Raw genomic sequence first — 20,699 nt, 5'->3', positions numbered from 1 at the left:
GTCATATGCTCCGAGGAGATCGACCGCTGATCAGGCGGCTTTTTTTATCCCTTGGAAGTGAGGTTGCGGTGATGTGGTTGGTTGGTACAGAAAGGAGGGGACACGGTGTACTCACTGGTTCAGTCAGTAGATATTCGAGGTGCGGCAGGGGAGCCGATCCCCCACAGCTTCAAGAGCCTCTCACGACTTGAGGTTGAGTTCAGGCGGGCCGAGTTTTCGTTGGTCGTCGCAGGGCCCGGCACAGGTAAATCGCTGTTCGCCGCCATGCTGGCGACGCAGGGAAACATGCCCGTCTTCTACTTCTCGGCAGACTCCTCCGCAGCGACCCAGACGGCACGAGCCACTGCCATGATTACCGGCGAGGATGTAAAGGCCGTTAAGCACGCCCTTCTCGACGGCAACTTCAGCGCCTACGAAAAATTGCTGGGGGCTCGCTGGTGGATGCGATACAACTTCGACGCGCGGCCCAAGCCAAGCGAAATTGAGCGAGACCTCCTGTGCTATTACGAGGTCTACAACATCAGTCCTCACCTCATCATCGTGGACAACATCACGAACGTGGACACGGGGACGGTGGGTGACGCGGAGGCGTACACATTCGGCCTTGAGGGGCTCTGTGAATACCTCTCCGAGATGGCAAGGGTCACCAACGCGCATGTGCTAGGCCTGCACCATGTAAAGGGCGAATTCGCGGACGGCCTGAGCCCGATCCCCCTCTCCGGGGTAAAGGGGCAGATTAGCCGGGTTCCGAATCTTATCCTCACTATTCACAAGGAGATCGACGGCATGAGTAGTCGTGTCCTCCATGTGAGTCCGGTGAAGAACAGGGACGGGTTCGAGGATTCGAGTGGAAACACGTTTGCCAGCTTCCGGCTGAACCGCGGCAACCTTCGGTTGGAAGAGATTGACGAAGACCTGTCGGCCCTCGTCTAAAAGTCACTTGAGTTTCGGGCAACTGGGGAGGAACGATGGGCATCGGATGCACGGAACCGGAGATGAGGGCCGGCAAGAGACATACCGGCGGGTTCGAAACAACTCGGGAATTCGGCTTCGACCTTGCCGAAAAATTTCCGGACCTCGACCTCTCCGACGTCGACACCGATGGTGCGGCCGTCGTAGTCACGGTGACGAATCCGAGGGCTCTGCACCTTCACAAGCTGGCCCGATTTCTTACGAAGGCCGCCACGGGGGGTGTAAAGACGGCGGTGTTCAGCGTCCCCTCACGGGGCCTACTGGCGGCCGTCCCGCTCTTCAATCTGTTTCTGATGGTTGACGAAAGCGCTCAGCTCAAGGATATGGCGCGGCTGGAAAGGGCGTTGAGATCGGGAGGCTGATGGCCGAGCCCAGAAAAGGGTACCGGCAGTGCCGGAAGTGCGGTAAGAACAGGGCCGACAAGTTCTTCACTCCTCGGGGTAAGACCTGTTCTTCCTGCCGCAAGTCATCAAGGCGGGCGGCGACAAGAAACGCGAGAATCCTGAACACCTACGGCCTCACTGCCGAGGAATACCGAAAACTCTTGGACTTCCAGGGCGGACGGTGCGCAATCTGTCAGGAGACACGCAGAACAAATTTGGCCGTGGACCACTGTCATCGGACAGAGGCGGTTCGCGGCCTTCTTTGTGCCCGCTGCAACTCGCAGCTCCTCGCACGGGGAGCCAGGGACCGCCCAGAAATTCTACGGCGGGCGGCCAATTACCTGGAGGACTATCCGGCTTGGAAAGTCCTCGGACCTAGACACACCTTCGACAAGGAGAACAACCATGGCTGATGCGAAGAAGATCACCGAGACCGTTGTCAAGGGCATCACTCTCACGCTGACCCCGGAAGAGGCAGAGATCGTCCTCACCCTCACCGGAAACCTCCAGGGCGATCGGGTCAGCAGCCCGCGCAAGTTTGCCGACAAGGTGTACTACGCCCTCAACGCCGCCGGCGTGAAGCCCACGTTTCAGGCCCACCTGAGTGGCTCCCTTCGGCTGACCAACAGCCCGAAGATCAGCTCTTACCCGGCCTTCTAGGGCTAGAGGGCTCCGGACAGAGGAGCCGAGGGGCAGACCCGATGGCGACCGAATCGAAACCGTCGATAGCAATGGTTCTCCGCCACTTCTACGGGTTTGAAACAGCGAAGGCAGAGGGCAGGGTCAAGATTCCCTGCCCTCTGCCTGACCACCCGGACTCAAACCCCTCAGCGTCGGTGGACCTGGACCGAAACCGCTGGAACTGCTTCGGCTGCAACCTCTCGGAGGACTCCTACGCGGTCATCATGAGGGAGAAGAACTGTGGCTTCCTTGAAGCCAAAGAATTTGCGCATCAAGAACTCCGTCCAGATAGCCCGCACATACCACGAGATGTATCAGGGGAGTCCCGCCCAGAAGTACGTCAAGGCTCGGGGCCTGGACGACGTGGCACCAAGTTTCGGCCTGGGGTTCGTCGCTTCGGCGATACCTGGGCATGAGCGCTACGCGGGGCATCTGGCCATCCCCTACCTACGGCCGGCAGGCGGAGAAGACAGCGTTGCCACGGTCCGGTTTCGCTGCATTGCCGACAAGTGCGTCAAGGATGCGGACGGCCGGTATTTCTTCGAGACCGGACAGAAAGAGCGGCACTCGGAATTCCACTCCAAGACCGGGAAATACCTGACCCTGCCCGGTGATCCACCAAGACTTTTCAACACGCCGGCACTCATCCGCCCTTCACCGGTCCTGGTAGTGGTTGAAGGCGAATTCGACGCCATGACATGGGAGGCCGCAGGCGTCCCCGGGATCGGGGCTCCGGGGACTGGGACATGGCGGGACTACTGGTCACCGGCTCTGCTGGGCTATCAGACCGTCTACCTCATATCTGAGGATGCCGCCGGATTCAAGTTCATGGAATCGCTGGCAGCGCAGATGCCCAACGCCAAGATCATCGAAATGGCGGGGAACCAGGACAGCAACTCCACCTTCCTGCTTGAGGGCCCGAAGGCTCTCCGGGAAAGGATAGGTCTTTGAACTACACACTCACATAGAAGGTAGGAAACGCCAAGTGATCACCACGACTGACGCCAAGGTGATGGAAACACTCAGGGCTGTTGTCTCCGAGCGCCCCGAGTACACCTATTCGGCGCCGGAATACATGGCCGGATCCGGCGGGGCGTGCTTCTACGTGCACGTAGACGAGGACCGCAGTCCTGTAGGCGCAGGATGCGCTGTGGGCGTCGTACTTCACCGTTTGGGCGTCCCTCTGAAAGAGCTGATGCAGCACGAAGGCAAGACGGCCATACAGATGGTGAGGGAAGTAATCGAAGGCGTATCTCGCTCTACGGCCAACAAGCTTCGTGCCTTTCAGTTCATGCAGGACGGAGGAGTTCCCTGGGGCGAGGCGTACGCAAAGGCTACGGGGGAAACCATTTGAAGACAGTCGTAGTTATCAGTGACCTTCAGGTCCCCTATCACGATCCGAAGGCACTCAAGAACGTCATCCACTTCATCGGCGAACGGCAACCGGACGAGCTGTACCAGATCGGCGATCTCAACGATTACGAAACCCCAAGCCGGTGGAATGAAGGCACACGCTACGAATACCGGCAGCAGGTACGTAGCGATTCGGAAGTCACGAAGAAGCGCGTCCTGGAGCCGATCCGCGCCGTCTACGACGGCCCCTTCGGAATCTTGGAAGGCAACCACGACCTTCGGCCGCGCACGTACCTGTCCACCAAAGCTCCAGCCCTGGCAGAGTACGCCGACGACTTCCACTTCTCCAGGTTGCTGGAGTTCGACTCATTCGGAATCGAGCTAACTCCGCCCTTCCATTCGGTCGGTCCTGACACGGTTCTTCTGCACGGACACGAGATCAAAGGGATATCCGCGGTTGCGGGTTCCACGGCATACGGACACGCCCACAAGGCCGTCAAGAATGTGATCATGGGCCACACTCACCGGCTCGGAGTCAGACGGCAGGGCGGTTCTCATCTCGGGGGAATGCGATGGGGTTTCGAAGTCGGGCACATGATGAATCCCAGAGCCGCCCAATACCTGGGCCCTGGAGCCGTAGCGAATTGGCAGGCCGGCTTCGGGATTCTGTACGTCACGGAGAAGGCAGTGACACCGGTTCCCATTGATATCCGGCGGGATGGCTCGTTCGTCGTGGAAGGGCAGGAGTACGGCCGGATCACACGAGGCGCTCGGGGGCGCTTCGTAAAGCGGGGAGAAACAGCATGACCCAAGTCGACTGGGCCCACATGGCGGAGGTGGCTGACAAGGTCGCTCGATCCATTGCTCTGAACTGGAGCATTGTTGAGAAGGACGACGTCAAACAGCACATTCTCATGAATGCCTACGAACGCAAAAAGTCGCTCGAAGACCACTGGGGCGAAGAGGCCTTTGTGTATGCCTTCTGCAAGAAGATCGGAAACCAATTCGCTTCAGCGGAACGAGACGCCCGGGACCTGGAGGACGGGAAGTACTTCTACACGCCGAAGGAAGTTCGCCAGGCTCTAGAGACCCTTGTGTACAGCGACGAAGAGATGGGCCGGTTGCTCGGCAAGCGGGATGACCTTCTGAGGGCGCGGATAACCGACAACCTTATGTCGGCACGCATGGATGCCTCTGTCGCTCTCGACAAGCTGCCAAAGCAGACCAAGGCCGTTTTGACGAAGCGATATGTGTACGGCCTTCCTGTAGCAGACGACACCGAGCGCAAAGCGGCCAATCGAGCCGTCGACGCCCTGGCCCGCCAGATGAACCGCGACCTACGAAGGGCGACCGCATAACGGTTGCCCCGCTCTATCCCGGAGGACCATTGAATTTTCCCAGCCCCTTTGACGGCCCCAACCCGTGGGGCGAGAAGGAACAGCCCAAGGAGGCTCCCATGTCCGAGTCCATTGCCACTGCTCCGAACAAGTTCATGCTTGGCCTGACGCTCAAGGCCGGTTCCGGCTTTGAGTGCGAGTGGCTCACACCGAAGGTGTACGGAGCCACGGCCGAGGAACTGGCGGACAACACCATCGCCCTCATCAAGGCCCTGGCAGACAAGGGTGTCGTTGAGCTGGCCTCTCACGCGGCCGTGGCCGTCCGGGGCGCCCACAAGCCGTCCGGGGGCGGTAACGCCGCTCGTGGGGGAGCGGCGGCACCCAAGACCTTCCAGAACGGCAAGGTGCAGCCTCAGTCGCAGCAGCCTCCGACCGCTACCGCCGGCGACTCCTGCCAGCACGGCCGAACCCTCCGTGAGGGCAATGGCAAGAACGGCGCGTGGGCCGCCCTGTTCTGCAACTCCCGCGACAAGTCCGAACAGTGTTCCCCGCTGTGGAAGGACCAGAAGACCGGCGAATTCGGCTAAAGGGTAGCCGGTTAGTCAGGGTCCCTCAGGGGGCCGAGGTTTCCTCGGCCCCCTTTTTTCTATGGCAAGCGCTGGCGCTAGCAGCAATTTTTGAGGGGTTTGCGGGATTTTAAAGGTGCTCGACCTTTACTGCTGCCAGGGAGGAGCAAGTAAAGGGTACTGCGACGCAGGTTTTGAGGTCGTGGGCGTGGACATTGGCCACCAGCCCCGATACCCGTACCAGTTCGTACAGCACGAAGCGATTCCGTTTCTACTCGCGTACGGACACCAATTTGATTTCATCCACGCGTCCCCGCCCTGCCGACGATATAGCAGGACGCAACGCATCATGAAGAACGAACACCCGGACCTCTTGGGGCCCACTCGGGACGCACTTAACGCAGTGGGCGTTCCGTGGGTGATCGAGAACGTGATGGGCGCAGCCCCAGAGATGAGAAATCCTGTGCTCCTCTGTGGCGCCCATTTCGGCCTCCGCACCTATCGCCATCGCCTCTTCGAGGCAGGTGCGTGGGACCTTAAGGAGCCAGAGCACCCGGAACATATTCGTCGGCAGACGAAAATGGGCCGCCGACGCAAGCCCGACGAGATGGGAATTTATGTCGGCAACTTTGTCGGAGTCGATGATGCCCGAGAAGACCTTGGAGTCCCGTGGATGAGCCGTGAGGGAATCCGCGAGTGCATCCCTCCCGCTTACACCGAATACATAGGTAGGTCGTTCATCGAACAGGATGGATAGAAAGGGGGCTATTTGCTGCGTCTCTCATACAAGATCAAAGGGAGCCCGGTTGACATCCGGGTGGTCGAGGCTGAGGCAGACCTCAGAGCGTTTGAAGACTGGATCAGCCGGCACCAGATAGCCGGATTCGACACCGAGACAACGGGCCTCAACTGGTGGGATTCTGACAGAGGTTTCAGGATCCGGCTTGCTCAATTCGGCAACGGATCCGAGACATGGGTCATTCCAGTTGAACTAGGGCATGCCTTTGAGGACGCCGTACGGACAGCCCTCCGCCGCCTCAGATGGCTGGTGGCCCACAACGGCACCTTCGACCTTCACGCCGTTGAGGCCTGTCTGCACATTCCCATGGAGGAGCTTGCACCTAAGACATGGGACACCTCCCTTCTTGCTCACCTAGTTGACCCGAGAGGCGTCAAAGAGTTTGGGCCGGGTCTCAAACTCGAAGAACTGGTGCGGTTCTACCTCGACCAGAAGGCGGCCGATGAAGTAAAGGGGTCCATGACCGCTATTGCTAAGCGGTACAAGACCACCAAAGACAAAATATGGGCCTTGGTCGACCTGTTCGACGAGGAATATTTGCTGTACGCCGGAATGGATCCGGCTTGGGCGTACAGGCTATTCCAGCTGCTCTACAAGATTGTTCCGTGGCGATCGAAAGAGCGGGGACTGATCGGCTGGGAACACCGGCTAGCCCATGTCACGGCCAAGATGGAAAGAACCGGATACCTGATTGACGTTGGGTATGCGGAGATGCGATGTGCTGAGCTTTCTGCCGAACAGGAGAAATGGGAGACCGTAGCCAAGTCATTTGGTGTCGAGAACCCCAACTCGGGACAGCAGCTTGTAGAGGCGTTTGAGGCCCTGGGCGTCAAGCTCACGAAGCGAACCAAGCCCAGCAAGAATCACCCCAATGGCCAGTTGGCTATGGATGACGACGTACTGTCAGGCCTTAACCATCCAATGGCCGATGCGGTAATCAAGTCGCGTAAGGCTGGCAAGTGGCGTAAGACGTGGTTTGAGCGAGCGTTGAATGGGCGTGACTCGGAAGACCGGGTGCATGCGAGCATTAATTCGCTCCAAGCCAGAACATCAAGGATGTCCATTTCCGGGAGCATCCCGGCGCAGACGTTCCCATCCGGTGACGGTTACGTACGACACACCTTCCTCGCTGAAGAGGGTCACGTCACAGCCACAGTCGACTTTGCCAACATGGAGCTTCGCTATCTGGCGGCCTTCTCTCGTGACCCAACGATGTTGAGGGCGTTCCTTAACGGTGAAGATCTGCACCAGATCACCGCTGATGCAGCCGGGGTAATTCGCAAGGTCGGCAAGATGGCGAATTTCTTGACTGTGTTCGGGGGCGGCTGGGCTGCTCTCATGGAGCAAGCAAACGTTGATGAAGAGACAGCCCGCCGAGTCCTGCAAGCGTTCAACGAGACCTATCCGGGCGTCGGGGCCTTCGGGAAGAGTCTTGCAGAGGAGGCTAAGCGGACGGGATATGTGTGGACGGCTACCGGACGTCGCCTTCCGGTTGACCCCGGTAAGTGGTTCCGGGCCTTGAACTATTTCATTCAGGGTGGAAGTCGGGATGTAACGGCTCGGGCAATCCTAAAGCTCTCAGAAGCTGGATTCGATGACTTCATGCGCCTGCCGATTCACGATGAACTGATCTTCAGCTTCCCGGAGAAGGAAGCATGCGAGATGGCTCGTGAGGCGGTGCGGATCATGCAGTTTCCGGTACAGGGCCTGTTGATTCCGGCTGATGCGGAAATCGGTAGACGGTCCTGGGGAAGCGTGCTGGAACTTGAAGAAAGCAAGCACTAAGGGGGGCCCGTGGGGGCAATCGTGAACTTCCTTACGCAGCGATGGCGTGCCCAGGAAGACGACCTAATCGGCGGATGGTGCGTGACGCTCGAAGCTGATAAGCGGACGCCGGCTGAAGGTGCCCGCGAATTGGCGAACTTCACTGACGAGGAAACAGCTATCCACATCGCCGAGACACACAACAACTCACTTCAGAGCACAGGGGGTAAGGCGTGAACGAGGACGATCAGAAGGACGGCGACCTTTTTGGGGACCTCGTGGAGGGCCTGGAGGACGAGCTGAACACCAAGCTTCTGGAGAAGCGGGCTACCCACGCCATCGCGTCCGCACGAGTCACCGGCGCCGTTTACACGGAGGCCGTTGCCGGCGGCGTACCGGCCCCCCTGGCACAGGAGATGGCCACCGACACATGGATGGCTGTCATGGGGATCCAGAGTCCACAGGTCGAGGCCCAGGAGACCGGCGGCGAGGGCTGAGCATGCGGGCCTACAAAAAGAGCACCCGGCACCCGTACTGCCTGTACCTCAGGTCAGATGAGCTGATCGAGCTGTTGGCCGAGGCATCGGGAGCCGTCCACGCGGCTTGGCGGCAGGGTCAGCAGCTTCCGGCCCTCGCCAAGGTTCATGACCGGCTGGCACTCCTCCTGAAGGAGAAGCCGTGAGAGGCCGTGTGACCTACGTGTGGACCTCGGTCTGTGACGGGTACGCGGGTCCCTCTCCGTCCCCTTGAGAGTCCTCGTCACAGGCTCTCGGACCTGGACGGACATAGCCCTAATCGAGGGAGAGCTAGCCCGGGTCATCCGGCTAGCCGGCAGGTCTTGTGACGTTCTACTCGTTCACGGGGCCTGCCCCAAAGGGGCCGACGCTCTAGCGGACCGTTTCGCACGGGACGTCGGATTGGAGATCGAGCGCCATCCTGCTGACTGGGATAGGCGGGGGAAAGCGGCAGGGTTTCGGCGCAATGCGCACATGGTCAGCCTTGGCGCTGACGTCTGTTTGGCCTTCATCAGGGGCGGAAGCCGCGGGGCCTCTATGACTGCTTGCCTAGCCATGAGGGCTGGCATACCAACACACGTTTTTACAGAGGGGGATTGGTGGCTTTCGAGATGGAAGAGCGTTGCGAGCCATGGAGAGCAGGGCTAGGGGGTTTGCCCTATGCCTCCATCGTTCCTGACCGGAGTCCAGAGCTGAAGTACCACAACGGACTCCACCGTGCCAAGTCGGCTGTGGGGTATGAGCGGGAGCCCTGTTACATGCACAGGGGCCAAAGGTTGGGGTACGGGGGAGTCAGGGGCGGCGAGATCTACGAGCGTGATGGCCGTACCTGGAAGCTTCTTTACCGAGTTGAGGCGGGGACTCTGCCGGAAGACCTTCCCTGGAGGAAGGGTGACTGACTGCGAAGAGATGGAGATGGACTGTGAGTGATTCGTTCGGGCCACCGAGGGGGACCGGAAACTAGGTCTAGGGGGATGCATCGCGGAAATGAGCAAGGAGGAGTGGCTTGAGAAGTGGATGGCTGAGGCGCCAGTCCTGACCGAAGAGCAGGCAGACGAGATTCTGGAACTGATGGAACTGAAGTGACGGCAGCGCAACGTATCGCTACGCCGACCAGGTAGAACCTCCGGGCGAAAGCGTGCTGTCAGCTTGCTCGACCCCCTTCCGCCCATAACGATGCCACGTATGACACGTTGCGAAGTGTGCGGCAATGACTATGCGCTCGCGTTCACTGTGGAGACCCAGGACGGTGCCCGTCACGTCTTCGATTCATTCGCCTGCGCGATTCATCGCATGGCCCCCATCTGCGAGCACTGCCGGGTGCAGATCATCGGCCAGGGCGTCGAGGTCGAGGGCCACTGGTACTGCGGCGCCCACTGCGCGCGGGCGGAGGGGAAGGCGGGCATCGTAGACAAGGTAGGAAGTGTGTCCGGCTCCACTGGATAACAGAGGGCCCCTCCCACGTGGGAGGGGCCCTCTGAGCTTGGTCAGACTGCTTGAAAGACCGGTTCCGCTCGGGCCGGATCGAACCGGCCGCCTCGGGACTTGGCAGGGTGGATTACCACGGCTCTAAGCACTTTTCTGACGATGATCCGCTGACGCTCTATCGACAGGTTCCCCCAGCCGCTCGACAACAGTTCTTCCGTAATGGATCGAGTTCCGGCCGGGACTGTGTGATCAGCCTTGTCTACTAGTAGTTCGTTCTTCCGGCCATTCAGGTCGTCCAGCGCCACAACGTACGAGGCGGCGCGGACTTTCTTTGCTTCCCATAGAGCCTGAAGCTCCGAGATCTGCTCTTCCACGTCCTTCAGCTCAGCCTCACGCGCCCACGGCCCCGTATCCTCGGGAATGTGCTTCTGCTGGCTGGCTTTGAGTACCTGAGCCCAGACGAGATCCCGTATTATCTCATCCAATTTCGGTCCGTCGATACTTAGTGCGCCGCAGTGCTCCGGGCGCTGCTTGTTGCAGTTGTAGTTGAACGTCTGGGTGCGCTTCCCCTTCGCCCACTTCGGGTGGCCTTTCAGCCCCGCCCCGCATCGGCCGCAACGTGCGATGGCAGTCAAGAAGTACTGAACGTTAGCTGTTCCAGCCTCCTGCCGCGCAGTCTCTGCTTTCTTGGCTTGAACCTTGTACCAGGTATCGAGGCTGTCAAAGATGGGGTCCCAGTCACCCATGACGATCTCATTGGCGTCGTCATAAATGATGTCTTCGTTGTAGGTGCGGATACCCCAGTTTCTCGGAGCAAGGATCATGGCTTTGGTCCCGCCCCACGTGAAATGCTTCCCTGTGGCAGGATTGACAACGCTCTTGTCGCTGGCAAGCCACTTCATGATTGTGGCCACCTTGTCACCCTTTAGGTACTTGAGTACGGCTTCCTTCCTGATAATCGAGGTCTCGGGATTGAGCCTGCTCGGATCATCGTCCAGCCAGCCGTAAACGAGTCCCGTTGCGTGAGTCATCCCCTTCTTAGCCTTGGCGACGTTCGCCCTGATGACCCGACGCCGGGTGTCCTCTGAAGACTTGTTCGCGATGTTCACGAAGAGGCGGGCAGAGAAGCGACCATCAGACGTGGTGAGATCGAAGTTCTGCCCCGACAACGTCCTGAAGACGAGGGGTGCCTTGGAGGTCTCGTAGATGTCAATGACCCGTTCAAGGTCCCTCGGTTGCCGGTACACACGGTCAATGTCGTAAGCCAGGACTCCGCTGATGCGGCCGTTCTTCAGGTCCTTAACCATCTGCTCGAAGTCGGGACGCCGAACGTTGCGCTTGAAGGCGCTGAGGTTGTTGTCCTCGTACCACTTGATCGGTGCACCATCGGCTAAGGCCTCGATGTCCTCACGCTGACGCAGGACGCCTTTGCGCTCCTCCTCGGCAGCCTCCTCGGGTGTGAGCACCCCCGCTTTCACGGCTCTGCGTATGTCTGCAAGGTCCGCATCCGAGATGCGGCAGTACCCCCCGACAGGCTTGGCCAGCACGCGGTTTCCCTCCTCTGAACAGCACTGATGTGTACCAGCGGCTTGGAGATGGGACTCTAGGCAGCAGTAGCCATCTCAGTCAAACAGGAGTACCGCCCCCTGGGCGTGCACCTCGAAGGTCATTCCGTAGTCATTGCCGCAAACTTCGCATCTCGCCATGCGCCACAGGGTGAGCGCTCGCCCCCGCACCGGCGAGCGGCCGCTGGGCGAGTCGCGCGGCAATCACCCGGACGTACGGGTTACGACGTACGGGGCGCGACGTGCGGGTCGCGACTACGGGGTTGTGGCCTACGGACCGTGGCCTACGGGTCGTGGCCTACGGTTCACCCGTCGGCGGCCTCGACATCGCGCAGGAGCTGTCCGAACGCCGCCTCGTCCACGACCGGAGTCCCGAACTGCCGCGCCTTGACCACCTTCGACGTGTGCGAGTCGGGGTCGTTGGTGACCAGCAGACTGGTCACCCGGGACAGACTGGTCGCCACATGCAGCCCCGCCTCGGTCGCGCGGTCCTCCAGCAGCTCGCGGTCGACGGAGGTGTCTCCCGAGAAGGCGACCCGCATGCCCTGCTTGAGCCGCTTGCCGTCCTCGTACCGCCCGGGGTTGGGATACGGGCAGGCGGGCCGTTTCCGGGACGGCCGCCAACTGCTCGGCCGATAACCGCCGCCGTAGCCGCCCTGGCCGCCGGGCTGCTGCCCGATCCGGGGCGCCGGCCGGTCCTGCCACTCCGTCAGCGGCCGGCACTCGTGCAGCGGCAGCCGTACGCCACCCGCCGCCGCGGCCCGCAGACTCGGCCGGAACGCCTCCGCGAGCACCCGAGCGTCGTCCAGCGCGTGGTGCGCCCGCTGCTGTACGACGCCGAAGTGGGCCGCCAGCGACTCCAGTTTGTGGTTGGGCAGCGGAAGCCGCAGTTCCTTGGAGAGCGCGATCGTGCACAGCCGCTGCCTCACCGGGGCCTCGCGCTCCGCGCGCGCGTACTCCCGCGCGATCATCTGCCAGTCGAAGACCGCGTTGTGCGCGACGAGCACCCGGTCCGCGAGCCGCGCCGCGAACTCCTCGGCCACCTCCTGGAAGAGGGGCGCGCCCTCCAGCACGTCGCTCGTCAGACCGTGTATCCACACCGGCCCCGGGTCCCGCTCCGGATTGACCAGGGTGTACCAGTGGTCCTCGACCACGCCGCGCGCGTCCAGCCGGTAGACGGCGGCGGAGATGATGCGGTCGTCCCGGGCCAGTCCGGTGGTCTCCACGTCGACGACCGCGTACCCCTCGGGATACGCGGCCGGCCACTCCACGGGGGAGGACCCTACGGTCGTCAGGTCTTCGAGCATGGTCACTGAGGATACGGGCCGTCACTGACACCCCGTCGAGGGTGCCCCGCGCGATGGGCCTTCGAAGGCGCCGCGGCCGTACGGGAGTTCGTCTGCACGCGCGCGTGTACCAGACCGTCAGCCCAGCGCGGCCACCAGGTCCCCCGCGGCCAGCGCCGTCAGTCCGCAGCCGTCGACGGGCCCGGGCAGCAGCCGGTACACCTCCCCGCTCGCGCCCTCCGGCGCGACACCGCCGTCCACCAGCGCCAGCAGTACCCGCTTCTTGGCGGCGGCCTCGGCGGCCCGCTCCTCGACGGAGGCGAACAGGGGGGCCTCCCGCAGTTCGGGTGCCTCCAGCGTGCGCACGCGGGCCGCGAACGCCGTGTCGGCCTCGCCGGTGTGCCGCCGGTAGTGCCAGAGCTCGTCGGGGGCGCCCGGGTGGGGCGCGCGCCGTAGGACCGCCACCTCGTCCGCCCGCGCGGCGGCGTGCCACACCGCCAGGTCCCACAGGGTGGTCCGGCCGGAGGCGAAGTACTGGTACAGGTCCCGTCCGGCCCGGCCGAGGTCGGCGGCGTGCCGGTGCACGCTGTGGTAGCCCTCGGCGGCCGACAGATGCAGGTCGGTCCACAGGAACGTCCGTGCGCGCAGGTCGACCAGGAGCGGCACATGGACCCGGGAGTCGCCGACCAGGTCGTACCGCTGCCGGACGGTACGCGGGTCGTACGACGCGTCGCGCGCCTCCTCGGCCCTCGACGGCAGCGTCATGAAGCCGGCGAAGGCGTCCAGAAGCCGCTCGAACGGGATGTCGTTGAAGCTGAAGACGACCGGCAGCGCGTAGCGCACACCGAGGCCCCCGAGCGCGGTCAGGTCCAGGTCGACGTACTCGGTCGCCCCGAGAGGCGCGGGCGCCGACGTCAGGTCGCCGGAGTGCACGGCCCACCGGTCGCCGTACACCAGGTTGGTGTAGTCGCACAGACCGGCGAACTCCCACTTCTCGTCGTACAGCGCCACCGACAGGTCGAGGTCCACACGGGTCTTCGCGGGCTCCGTCCAGTGCAGGAACAGCCGCATGACCTCGCCCTCGGGCAGCGGCTGGGTGCTGCCCCGGGGCACCGCGACCAGGCTCCCGGTGTCGGCGCGCTCGGTGGCCGGCACGGCGAGGCCGGCGAGCGCCGGGTCGAGCACCGCAAGGTCCACGCGCGGCCCGGCGGACAGCCGGCGCACCGCCTCGGCCTCCAGCAGCGCGCACACCGCGCCGGTCAGCGCGGCGGAGAGCGGGGCGCGGGTGTCGTCGAGGGTGTACGCGTGCGTGACCCGACCGCGCGGGAAGAACACCCGGCGCTCGGCCGGGAGATGACGGATCCGCATCCGGCCGAGCGCGGCCAGCAGGGGAGCGGGCCCGGCCTGCGGCAGGGCATCGCGCAGCACGGCCGCGAACTCCTCGGGCAGCGAGTCGGACGTGCGCAGCCGCAGCAGATGATCCAGCCGCCGCAGCAGCTCACCGGGCCGCCGCGCCAACAGCGCGAGGGCGCCCGCGACATCCTTCTCGGCCAGCGCCTGCTCGACCCGGCCACTCCAGGTGACGGCACGCACGCGCGCGCCGTCGACGCGTACGGCGTCGGGGTGGGCGGCGGCCGTCCGCAGCAGGGCGGCGGCCAGTCGCGTACGGGCGGGGTCGGGCCCGTTGTGGCCGCCGGTTCCGTCGAGATCGGTTCCGCGCAGGACCGCGAAGGCGAGCGCGGCCTTGGGATGCCGGGCGTGCTGCTCGAAGGGGTGCAGGATCTCGGCGGCCCGCTTCCAGACGACCGGATGCCGCAGCACGTCCTCGACCAGCGCCCCGGTCGGCAGCCCGTCTAGGACGGCGAGCAGCCGGCGCCGCAGCCCGCGCGGCAGCGACCGCATCCGCGGCGGCTCGATCAGATCGGCCGCGCCGCCGGACCACACGCACAGCAGCCGCAGCACATCCGTCGCGGTCGTCAGCTGACGGTCCAGCAACTCCAGGGCGTCGGCCCGCCGGTCACGCACCCGCAGCATCCGCCCCAGCACCACGGCCTTCGTCTCCCGGACGGGAATGTCCTCCAGGAACCACGCCACGCCCGCCGGAGCGTGCGCCAGCAGCACCTCCAGGTCGGCCCGGTCGCGCGGCGGCAGCGGCGTACGACGGGCCAGCAACGTCCGCAGCGCGGTCACGGCGTCCGCGCGGGCGTCCCGGCCCAGCGCGAGCAGCTTCAGCGGTCCCACGCCCGTCTCGCGCGCGTGGCGCGGTGGCGCGGGCCGCAGGAAGGGGTCGGCGGGGTCGATACGGCGGTGGCAGATCGGGCAGCCCGAGTAGTCCTCGCCGTCCCAGCACTCCCGGCACACCAGATGCGCGCACGGCGCCACCGGCTGCACACTGCCGACCGTGCCGCACAGCACACAGGGCTGCTTCGGCCACTGCAGCAGCAGCGTGAACACCCGGTCGACCCACAGCTGGAAGGTGTCGTCCGGCACGGACGCCGGGAAGCTGCGGAAGAGCGGCATGTGGGTGCGGTCGGCGCCGAGTTCGATGTCGATGTGCGCGACCAGCTGCCGTCCGGCGTCGGCCAGCCCGGCGGGCCCCAGCCAGGCCAGCGCGGCCCGCAGCTGCGCGTTCGGTGCGAAGCCCCGGTCCAGCAGTTCGGCCTCCAGCGCGCAGAGCCCCAGGTCCGTGGACGGGTCGTCCGGGCGCGGCCCGGCCTGGTCGACGTAGACGGTACGGAGTCGGCGGAGCAGCACGGACGCCAGTACGGACAAGCGGAATCCCCCGGAACGAGGCGACAAGGGAGCGGAAACGGGGGCGGAGAGTGGGTGCGCTACGGGATTCTCAGGAAGGAAGAAGGAAGCACACCGGCGGAGCCGCCCCCGTGCCGACGACAGTAGGCGGCACGCCGGTCGCCCCGCCACCGAATTACTCCCCGGGACGGCGCCGGGGATGCGATCCTCCGTCCGTGACGGAACCCGACCACGCCGAGGCCCACGGGGGCACCCTCGGCTCCCGCCTGAACTGGCTGCGCGCCGCGGTCCTCGGCGCCAACGACGGCATCGTCTCCACCGCGGGCCTGGTCGTCGGTGTGGCCGGTGCGACGGACGACCGCTCGGCCCTGCTGACGGCCGGCCTCGCCGGACTGCTGGCCGGCTCGATGTCCATGGCGGCGGGGGAGTACGTGTCGGTGTCCACCCAACGCGACTCGGAAAAGGCCGCGCTGGACCTGGAACGCCGCGAACTGCGCGACCAGCCCGAGGCCGAACTCGAGGAACTCACCGAGCTGTTGGAGGACCGGGGCCTGACCCGCCAGGTGGCTCGCGAGGCCGCCCTCCAACTCACCCGACGCGACGCCCTGAAGGCCCACGCACGCGTGGAGCTCGGTATCGACCCCGACGACCTCACCAACCCCTGGCACGCGGCTTGGGCGAGCTTCCTCGCCTTCACGGCGGGCGCACTGCTCCCCCTCCTCGCGATCGTGCTCCCCCCGACGTCCTGGCGCCTCCAGGTCACCGTCGTCTCGGTCCTCCTCGCCCTCACCTGCACAGGCTGGACCAGCGCCCACCTGGGCTCGGCACCACCGGGGCGCGCGGTACTGCGAAACGTGGCGGGTGGGGCGCTGGCGATGGCGGTGACGTACGGGGTGGGGGCTTTGTTGGGGGCGGCGGGGGTGTGAGGCAGGCTCGAGGGAGAGCGGTTGACGACGCGGGAGGCGGAACACCGGGTGGGTAAGACGCCGTTCGACCCCATGACTCCGCTGTTGGTACGGCCCTACGAGGTGGGCGACGAGCAGGCGGTCCTCGGTCTGATCGACACCGATCGCCTGCCGGGACAGCCCCGGACGGCCCGGGAGATGCTCGGAGAGGCCTTGGGCGGCCGTTCCCCGGTGGACGGCGACTGGTGGGCCGCGCTGGACCCGCCCGTCACGGACGTGGTGTGCGGACCCAATGCCCGGGTGCTCGGCGTGGTCTCCTACGCCGTCCGGCGCCGGGACGGGGAGGGCTTCCTCCTGTGGCTGCACTCCGGGGAGGAACGGGCCGTCACCGATGCCCTGATCGCTCGCGCGGTCGACCGGCTCGGCCATCGCACCGTGCACGCCTTCGAGTTCGCCTCCGCGCTCACCCTGGGACTGGAGGGCTTGCCCGTGCGCCATCGGCCGGTGACGCGACGCTCCCTCGAAGCAGCCGGATTCGCGCCTCGTGATCTGTGGCGCTACCTGCATGCCCCGCTCCCCGTCCCCGGGCTCTCGCCCGCGCCCGCCGTCACGGTCGGCGAATGCCAGGATCCCCCCGGCCGCCGCCTGGAGATCCACGACGACGGCCGGCCGATCGCCGAGGCGACCGTCCGCCTCCCCGTCGACGGCATCGGCCTGTTGTCGTGGATCAGCGTGCTCCCGGAGGCCCGGCGCCGTGGAGTGGGCTCGGCACTTCTCGGCTCGGCCCTGGCCGTGCTCGCCGGGCTGGGCGCCGGCGGGTGGGATCGGCTCGCGCGGGAACAGCGCGTCGTAGGCGTCGGCCGCGGCCCAGGACCGACGGGTTGCCGCGTGCGTGGCGATCTGGCGGTCCACCCACTCCCTGGCCGCGAAACGGAGGCGGACGTCCACGCGCGCGTGGCACCGCCCTCGCTCCCTGTTACGCCGCCGTTCTGGTCGCCACCCTTGCCCTCCTCCTGCCCGACGTCCCCGCCGACCTGCGGGCCCCGGTCGCCGCCTACAGCACCCTTCTCACGGCCATGGCATACAGCGCCGCCACCCGGCTCGGCCCGGGTAGCCGGCGCCGGGGGAGTGCTGTTCCTGCTCTCCGACACCCTCATCGCGACCGGCGTCGCCGACTGGCCCCAACCGCCCCGCCCCGACCTGTGGATCATGCTCACCTACGCCACCGCGCAGTTCCTGCTGGTCAAGGGCGCTCTCGATGGCGGTGGACGATCGCACCGCCCTCAAGATGCTCGTCATGAATTGACGTCAGCAGGTTGATCACCTTGATCACCTTGAGCGTGTTGACGAGGTTGATCGATCCAGGCCGCCGCATCCGCCCCCCACGGCCCCGCCGGACGCGCCCAGTCACCCGGCCCGCTCTCGAAGGACACCGGCGGCAGGGCATACCGCAGCCGCCCGAGGGCACTACCGGTCTCCGCTAGCCAGGCGCCTGCCCCGGCGTCGGCCGCCGCGCCCGGATCACCACCCCGCTCGTCCGTCCCGACCCCCGTCATCAGCCACGCCGCCGTCCGTGCCAGCGCCACCCGTACCAACCGGCTTCCGCCGTCGTACGACTGCTCGGTCAGCGCCCGCAGCACGGCCGCCGCCAGGAGATAGCCGCTGCCGTGGTCGAGGGCCTGCGCGGGCAGGGCGCCGGGACGCTCCGCCGAGCCCTCCACGGCCGCGATGCCCGTGGCCACCTGGACCAGGCTGTCGAAGCCGCGCCGCCCGCTCCACGGCCCGTCCGCGCCCCACGCCGACACCTGCGCCACGACCAGCCCGGGGCGGCGCTCGGCCAGCGCCTCGGGGGAGAGCCCGAACCGGTCGAGGGAGCCCGGCCGGTAGCCGGTGACCACGACGTCCGCCGACGCGAGCAGGTCCTCGAAGGTGCTCCGGCCGGTGGCGGAGGTCAGCTCCAGCAGGGCCGAACGCTTCCCGAAACCGGTGTCGGCGTGCTGGTCGGGGAGTTCGGGCAGCCCGGGCGGATCGACGCGCAGGACGTCCGCGCCCAGCAGGGCGAGCGTGCGGGTGGCGACCGGCCCGGCGAGGACCCGGGTGAGGTCCAGGACCCGCAGTCCGGCGGCGGGCAGCAGCGGTGCGCCCTGAAGCGGCGTGAACGCACGCGCGCGTGTCCCGTCCAGCCGGACGCGCTCGACCAGGGGGCGCGCGGCCACCGCGGCCGCCTGCTCGTGCGCCGCCCACTCCTCGGGCGTGCGCAGTGCGACCGCCAGGCCCCCGGCGGCGTACACCGTGTCCTCGACCTCCGTCGCGGACCGCTCGGCCAGGGCCGCCGCCACGGCGTCCGGATCCTCCGGAGTGCCCAGCACCCTCAGCAACCGCTCCCGGTGGTGCGGATAGTTGGCGTGCGTGCGCACCCAGCCGTCGGCGGTCCGCCAGAACCGCGACAGCGGAGCGAACGCCACCGGCGCCCGCCCCTCGACCAGCAACTGCCGCTCACTCGTGAACGAGGCCGCCACCGCCCCGTCGTCCACCCGCACCACAGGCACCCGCGCGAGCCCCGCCCGCCGTGCCCCGAGCTCCGCCCCGGCCAGCGCGCAGACACCCACACAGGCCCGCGCCAGCTCCCGTACCGGCAGCCGCGCGGGCAGTGCGTCCTTCCGCGCGACGGTCGAGACGCGCGCGAGCCGGGCGGGGTCGCCGCCCAGCTCCGACCATGCGTACTTGATGGAAGTCATGACTGCATTGTGCAGTATTGACTTAGTCAAGTATTGACTCGATCAATGTATGGTCGCTGCGCAGCCGCGACGGCTACTTCACCGCACGCAGCGCGTTCACCACACCCGCGCCGAAGAAGCCGTTGACGTGCTTGCCGCCCACGCAGGTCGCGTCCACGATGCCGTCACCGTTGCCGTCGTACGGCTCGGTCGGGCAGCCCGGGTTGTCCGCCTGGGCCTTGAGCAGGCGCTGGAGCTGTGCCGGCGACGCCCAGGGGTGCGTGGACTTCAGCAGCGCAGCCACGCCCGCCACGTGCGGGGACGCCATCGACGTGCCCTGGAGGAAGCCGTACGTGTTGTTCGGCAGCGTCGACAGGATGCGGCCGTTGGCCGAGGGGGTGTCCGGGATCTGGTACCGGTCGCCGCCCGGGGCCGCCACGTCCACCGCGCCGAGACCGTAGGTGGAGTAGTACGACTTGGCACCCTTGACGCCGGTCGCGCTGACCGTGACCACGCCCGGCAGCTGGGTCGGCACGTCGAAGCACTCGTGCGGGTCGATCGTACGGGTCACCGGTGTCGAGTCGTCGGGGCTGGAGGAGTCGACGAGCGAGTCGGCGTCCAGGTCGTGGTTGGAGTTGCCCGCCGAGGCGACGTTGAGCGTGCCCTTGTGCTGGGCGTACAGCTGGGCCCTGTTGACCGCGTCAACAATGGCCTTCTGGTCGGGGTCGTCCATGCAGTTGTACAGCCACGGGTCGACGTAGTAGCTGTTGTTCGTGATCTCCACGCCGTGGTCGGCGGCGAACACGAAAGCGCAGACGACACTCTCCGGGTAGAAGAGGCCGTCGTTGGGGTCGCTGACCTTGATGCCGGCGACCTTGACGCCGGGGGCGACACCGGCCACGCCGATGCCGTTGCGGGCCGCCGCGATCTCACCGGCGACGTGTGTGCCGTGGTAGTCGTCCGCGGTGTAAGGCCGCCAGGCGCCCTCACTGGTGTCCGGGACGCCGCCGACGCAGTTGGCGGACTGAGAGGCGGAGAAGTTCGGCGCGAGGTCCGGGTGGGTGTCGTCGACGCCCGTGTCGATGACCGCGACGGTCACCTTCTTGCTGCCCGGGTTGATCCCGGCGGCCTTGTCGGCGCCGATCGCCCGCAGATCCCACTGGTCGGCCTCGAGCGGCTCGCTCTGGCCCGCCGCGTCGGACGCCTTCTCGACCTTCGCCGCCTGCGCCTTCGACAGGACCTGTACGGCCCCCTCGTCGGTGGTTCCCGCGGCGCTCAGCGGCGCCGTACGCGTCGCGCCCGCCGACTGCACCCCGCGCACCGCGCGTATCCGCGGCCCGAAGTCGGGGTTCGCGGAGTGCACGACCAGCACACCGATCTTGTCGTACGACGTGACCAGCGTGCCGCCGGCCGCGGCCACCGCCTTCTTCACCGACCGGATCGTGCGGTGGTCCACCTTCGTGTTGACGACGTACGCCAGCGTCCCGGCGGCGGCCGACTGCGTGGCCGACGCGGCGGAGGCGGCCGACGCCGCGCCGGGGGCCGCCGAGGCCGCCGCCGGCAGGAAGCCGAGGGAGGCGGTCAGCGACAGCACGACGGGCACCGCGAGCGCGAGGCGGCGTCTGGAAGGCAGATGAGCCATGGGGTCTCCACATCATCCGGAAACGAGGTCCGGCC

The 20,699-nt window shown here is 65.8% G+C and carries 22 protein-coding genes and 2 pseudogenes; 19 read left to right on the top strand and 5 right to left on the bottom strand.

The genetic code is table 11. From position 1 onward, the window contains the following. Positions 1-105: 105 nt before the first annotated feature. The 16 genes from ACFPIH_RS19730 (at position 106) to ACFPIH_RS19655 (ending at position 9,816) form a co-directional block, all read left to right on the top strand. Complete coding sequence (locus ACFPIH_RS19730; protein WP_381173781.1) at positions 106-933, top strand: AAA family ATPase; 828 nt, start codon at positions 106-108, stop codon at positions 931-933. Positions 934-968: 35 nt separating this feature from the next. Then, positions 969-1,334: a hypothetical protein gene (locus ACFPIH_RS19725; RefSeq protein ID WP_381173783.1), complete on the top strand. Its 366-nt coding sequence runs from the start codon at positions 969-971 to the stop codon at positions 1,332-1,334. Then, complete coding sequence (locus ACFPIH_RS19720) at positions 1,334-1,768, top strand: endonuclease VII domain-containing protein (protein ID WP_381173785.1); 435 nt, start codon at positions 1,334-1,336, stop codon at positions 1,766-1,768. Before ACFPIH_RS19725 ends, ACFPIH_RS19720 begins: the two co-directional genes overlap by 1 nt. Next, positions 1,761-2,015: a hypothetical protein gene (locus ACFPIH_RS19715; RefSeq protein WP_381173787.1), complete on the top strand. Its 255-nt coding sequence runs from the start codon at positions 1,761-1,763 to the stop codon at positions 2,013-2,015. Before ACFPIH_RS19720 ends, ACFPIH_RS19715 begins: the two co-directional genes overlap by 8 nt. A gap of 41 nt (positions 2,016-2,056) precedes the next feature. Next, a complete protein-coding gene (locus tag ACFPIH_RS19710) occupies positions 2,057-2,452 on the top strand; it encodes a CHC2 zinc finger domain-containing protein (protein WP_385877210.1) in 396 nt (131 codons plus the stop codon). Then, the gene (locus ACFPIH_RS19705) at positions 2,346-2,987 is read left to right on the top strand and encodes a topoisomerase (RefSeq protein WP_381173789.1); all 642 of its coding nucleotides are present in this window, start codon (positions 2,346-2,348) and stop codon (positions 2,985-2,987) included. Before ACFPIH_RS19710 ends, ACFPIH_RS19705 begins: the two co-directional genes overlap by 107 nt. Positions 2,988-3,021: 34 nt before the next feature. Then, on the top strand, positions 3,022-3,390 hold the full coding sequence (locus ACFPIH_RS19700) for a hypothetical protein (RefSeq protein ID WP_381173791.1): 369 nt from the start codon (positions 3,022-3,024) through the stop codon (positions 3,388-3,390). Next, entirely contained in the window at positions 3,387-4,196 is an 810-nt protein-coding gene (locus tag ACFPIH_RS19695) for a metallophosphoesterase (RefSeq protein WP_381173793.1), read from the top strand. The genes ACFPIH_RS19700 and ACFPIH_RS19695 overlap by 4 nt, the downstream gene beginning before the upstream one ends. Beyond that, on the top strand, positions 4,193-4,747 hold the full coding sequence (locus ACFPIH_RS19690) for a hypothetical protein (protein WP_381173795.1): 555 nt from the start codon (positions 4,193-4,195) through the stop codon (positions 4,745-4,747). The genes ACFPIH_RS19695 and ACFPIH_RS19690 overlap by 4 nt, the downstream gene beginning before the upstream one ends. Before the next feature lie 29 nt (positions 4,748-4,776). Further along, positions 4,777-5,313 (top strand): hypothetical protein, encoded by a 537-nt coding sequence (locus tag ACFPIH_RS19685; RefSeq protein WP_465270376.1) that lies wholly within the window; start codon positions 4,777-4,779, stop codon positions 5,311-5,313. A 328-nt stretch (positions 5,314-5,641) separates the two neighbouring features. Beyond that, positions 5,642-6,049 carry a hypothetical protein gene (locus ACFPIH_RS19680; protein WP_381173799.1) on the top strand — a complete coding sequence of 136 codons (408 nt, stop codon included), beginning with the start codon at positions 5,642-5,644 and terminating at the stop codon, positions 6,047-6,049. Positions 6,050-6,061: 12 nt separating this feature from the next. Further along, a complete protein-coding gene (locus tag ACFPIH_RS19675) occupies positions 6,062-7,876 on the top strand; it encodes a DNA polymerase (protein WP_381173801.1) in 1,815 nt (604 codons plus the stop codon). A gap of 212 nt (positions 7,877-8,088) precedes the next feature. After that, positions 8,089-8,352: a hypothetical protein gene (locus ACFPIH_RS19670; protein WP_381173803.1), complete on the top strand. Its 264-nt coding sequence runs from the start codon at positions 8,089-8,091 to the stop codon at positions 8,350-8,352. Positions 8,353-8,354: 2 nt separating this feature from the next. After that, positions 8,355-8,537 (top strand): hypothetical protein, encoded by a 183-nt coding sequence (locus tag ACFPIH_RS19665; protein WP_381173805.1) that lies wholly within the window; start codon positions 8,355-8,357, stop codon positions 8,535-8,537. Between the two features lie 64 nt (positions 8,538-8,601). After that, positions 8,602-9,018, top strand: a complete 417-nt coding sequence (locus tag ACFPIH_RS19660) for a DUF2493 domain-containing protein (protein ID WP_381173807.1) — start codon at positions 8,602-8,604, stop codon at positions 9,016-9,018. A gap of 537 nt (positions 9,019-9,555) precedes the next feature. Further along, positions 9,556-9,816, top strand: a complete 261-nt coding sequence (locus ACFPIH_RS19655) for a hypothetical protein (protein ID WP_381173809.1) — start codon at positions 9,556-9,558, stop codon at positions 9,814-9,816. 41 nt (positions 9,817-9,857) lie between these two features. Here ACFPIH_RS19655 and ACFPIH_RS19650 read toward each other — a convergent pair whose 3' ends face one another. From ACFPIH_RS19650 to ACFPIH_RS19640, 3 genes are all read right to left on the bottom strand, one after another. Next, complete coding sequence (locus ACFPIH_RS19650; RefSeq protein ID WP_381173811.1) at positions 9,858-11,345, bottom strand: recombinase family protein; 1,488 nt, start codon at positions 11,343-11,345, stop codon at positions 9,858-9,860. A gap of 323 nt (positions 11,346-11,668) precedes the next feature. Next, a complete protein-coding gene (locus ACFPIH_RS19645; RefSeq protein ID WP_381173813.1) occupies positions 11,669-12,670 on the bottom strand; it encodes a DEDDh family exonuclease in 1,002 nt (333 codons plus the stop codon). Between the two features lie 117 nt (positions 12,671-12,787). Further along, positions 12,788-15,421: an MXAN_6230/SCO0854 family RING domain-containing protein gene (locus ACFPIH_RS19640; protein ID WP_381173815.1), complete on the bottom strand. Its 2,634-nt coding sequence runs from the start codon at positions 15,419-15,421 to the stop codon at positions 12,788-12,790. 194 nt (positions 15,422-15,615) lie between these two features. Here ACFPIH_RS19640 and ACFPIH_RS19635 point away from each other — a divergent pair, with 194 nt between their 5' ends. The 3 genes and pseudogenes from ACFPIH_RS19635 to ACFPIH_RS19625 form a co-directional block, all read left to right on the top strand. Further along, positions 15,616-16,326: a VIT1/CCC1 transporter family protein gene (locus ACFPIH_RS19635; RefSeq protein ID WP_381173817.1), complete on the top strand. Its 711-nt coding sequence runs from the start codon at positions 15,616-15,618 to the stop codon at positions 16,324-16,326. A gap of 72 nt (positions 16,327-16,398) precedes the next feature. Continuing rightward, positions 16,399-17,106 (top strand): annotated as a pseudogene (locus ACFPIH_RS19630) (GNAT family N-acetyltransferase); the annotation flags it as partial. 137 nt (positions 17,107-17,243) lie between these two features. After that, positions 17,244-17,625: pseudogene (locus ACFPIH_RS19625) on the top strand (lysoplasmalogenase family protein); the annotation flags it as partial. Here the strand turns inward: ACFPIH_RS19625 and ACFPIH_RS19620 are convergent. Both ACFPIH_RS19620 and ACFPIH_RS19615 read right to left on the bottom strand, forming a co-directional pair. Continuing rightward, complete coding sequence (locus ACFPIH_RS19620) at positions 17,601-19,043, bottom strand: CoA transferase (protein ID WP_381173819.1); 1,443 nt, start codon at positions 19,041-19,043, stop codon at positions 17,601-17,603. The pseudogene ACFPIH_RS19625 and the gene ACFPIH_RS19620 overlap by 25 nt on opposite strands. A gap of 73 nt (positions 19,044-19,116) precedes the next feature. After that, positions 19,117-20,664 (bottom strand): S8 family peptidase, encoded by a 1,548-nt coding sequence (locus ACFPIH_RS19615; RefSeq protein WP_381173821.1) that lies wholly within the window; start codon positions 20,662-20,664, stop codon positions 19,117-19,119. Positions 20,665-20,699 lie beyond the last annotated feature (35 nt).

It is taken from the genome of Streptomyces vulcanius (assembly GCF_042653945.1).
GTDB classification, from domain to species: Bacteria; Actinomycetota; Actinomycetes; order Streptomycetales; family Streptomycetaceae; genus Streptomyces; species Streptomyces mangrovi.
The sequence above is the reverse complement of the archived record's forward strand: the minus strand, read 5'-3'. Positions and strand labels throughout refer to the sequence as shown.

Excerpts from the sequence above, each read along its gene's own strand:
- ACFPIH_RS19690 (WP_381173795.1), top strand. The coding sequence starts at position 4,193 with ATGACCCAAGTCGACTGGGCCCACATGGCGGAGGTGGCTGACAAGGTC.
- ACFPIH_RS19680 (WP_381173799.1), top strand. The coding sequence starts at position 5,642 with ATGAAGAACGAACACCCGGACCTCTTGGGGCCCACTCGGGACGCACTT.
- ACFPIH_RS19705 (WP_381173789.1), top strand. The coding sequence starts at position 2,346 with ATGTATCAGGGGAGTCCCGCCCAGAAGTACGTCAAGGCTCGGGGCCTG.
- ACFPIH_RS19655 (WP_381173809.1), top strand. The coding sequence starts at position 9,556 with ATGACACGTTGCGAAGTGTGCGGCAATGACTATGCGCTCGCGTTCACT.
- ACFPIH_RS19720 (WP_381173785.1), top strand. The coding sequence starts at position 1,334 with ATGGCCGAGCCCAGAAAAGGGTACCGGCAGTGCCGGAAGTGCGGTAAG.
- ACFPIH_RS19725 (WP_381173783.1), top strand. The coding sequence starts at position 969 with ATGGGCATCGGATGCACGGAACCGGAGATGAGGGCCGGCAAGAGACAT.
- ACFPIH_RS19615 (WP_381173821.1), bottom strand. The coding sequence starts at position 20,664 with ATGGCTCATCTGCCTTCCAGACGCCGCCTCGCGCTCGCGGTGCCCGTC.
- ACFPIH_RS19620 (WP_381173819.1), bottom strand. The coding sequence starts at position 19,043 with ATGACTTCCATCAAGTACGCATGGTCGGAGCTGGGCGGCGACCCCGCC.
- ACFPIH_RS19710 (WP_385877210.1), top strand. The coding sequence starts at position 2,057 with ATGGCGACCGAATCGAAACCGTCGATAGCAATGGTTCTCCGCCACTTC.
- ACFPIH_RS19665 (WP_381173805.1), top strand. The coding sequence starts at position 8,355 with ATGCGGGCCTACAAAAAGAGCACCCGGCACCCGTACTGCCTGTACCTC.
- ACFPIH_RS19715 (WP_381173787.1), top strand. The coding sequence starts at position 1,761 with ATGGCTGATGCGAAGAAGATCACCGAGACCGTTGTCAAGGGCATCACT.
- ACFPIH_RS19645 (WP_381173813.1), bottom strand. The coding sequence starts at position 12,670 with ATGCTCGAAGACCTGACGACCGTAGGGTCCTCCCCCGTGGAGTGGCCG.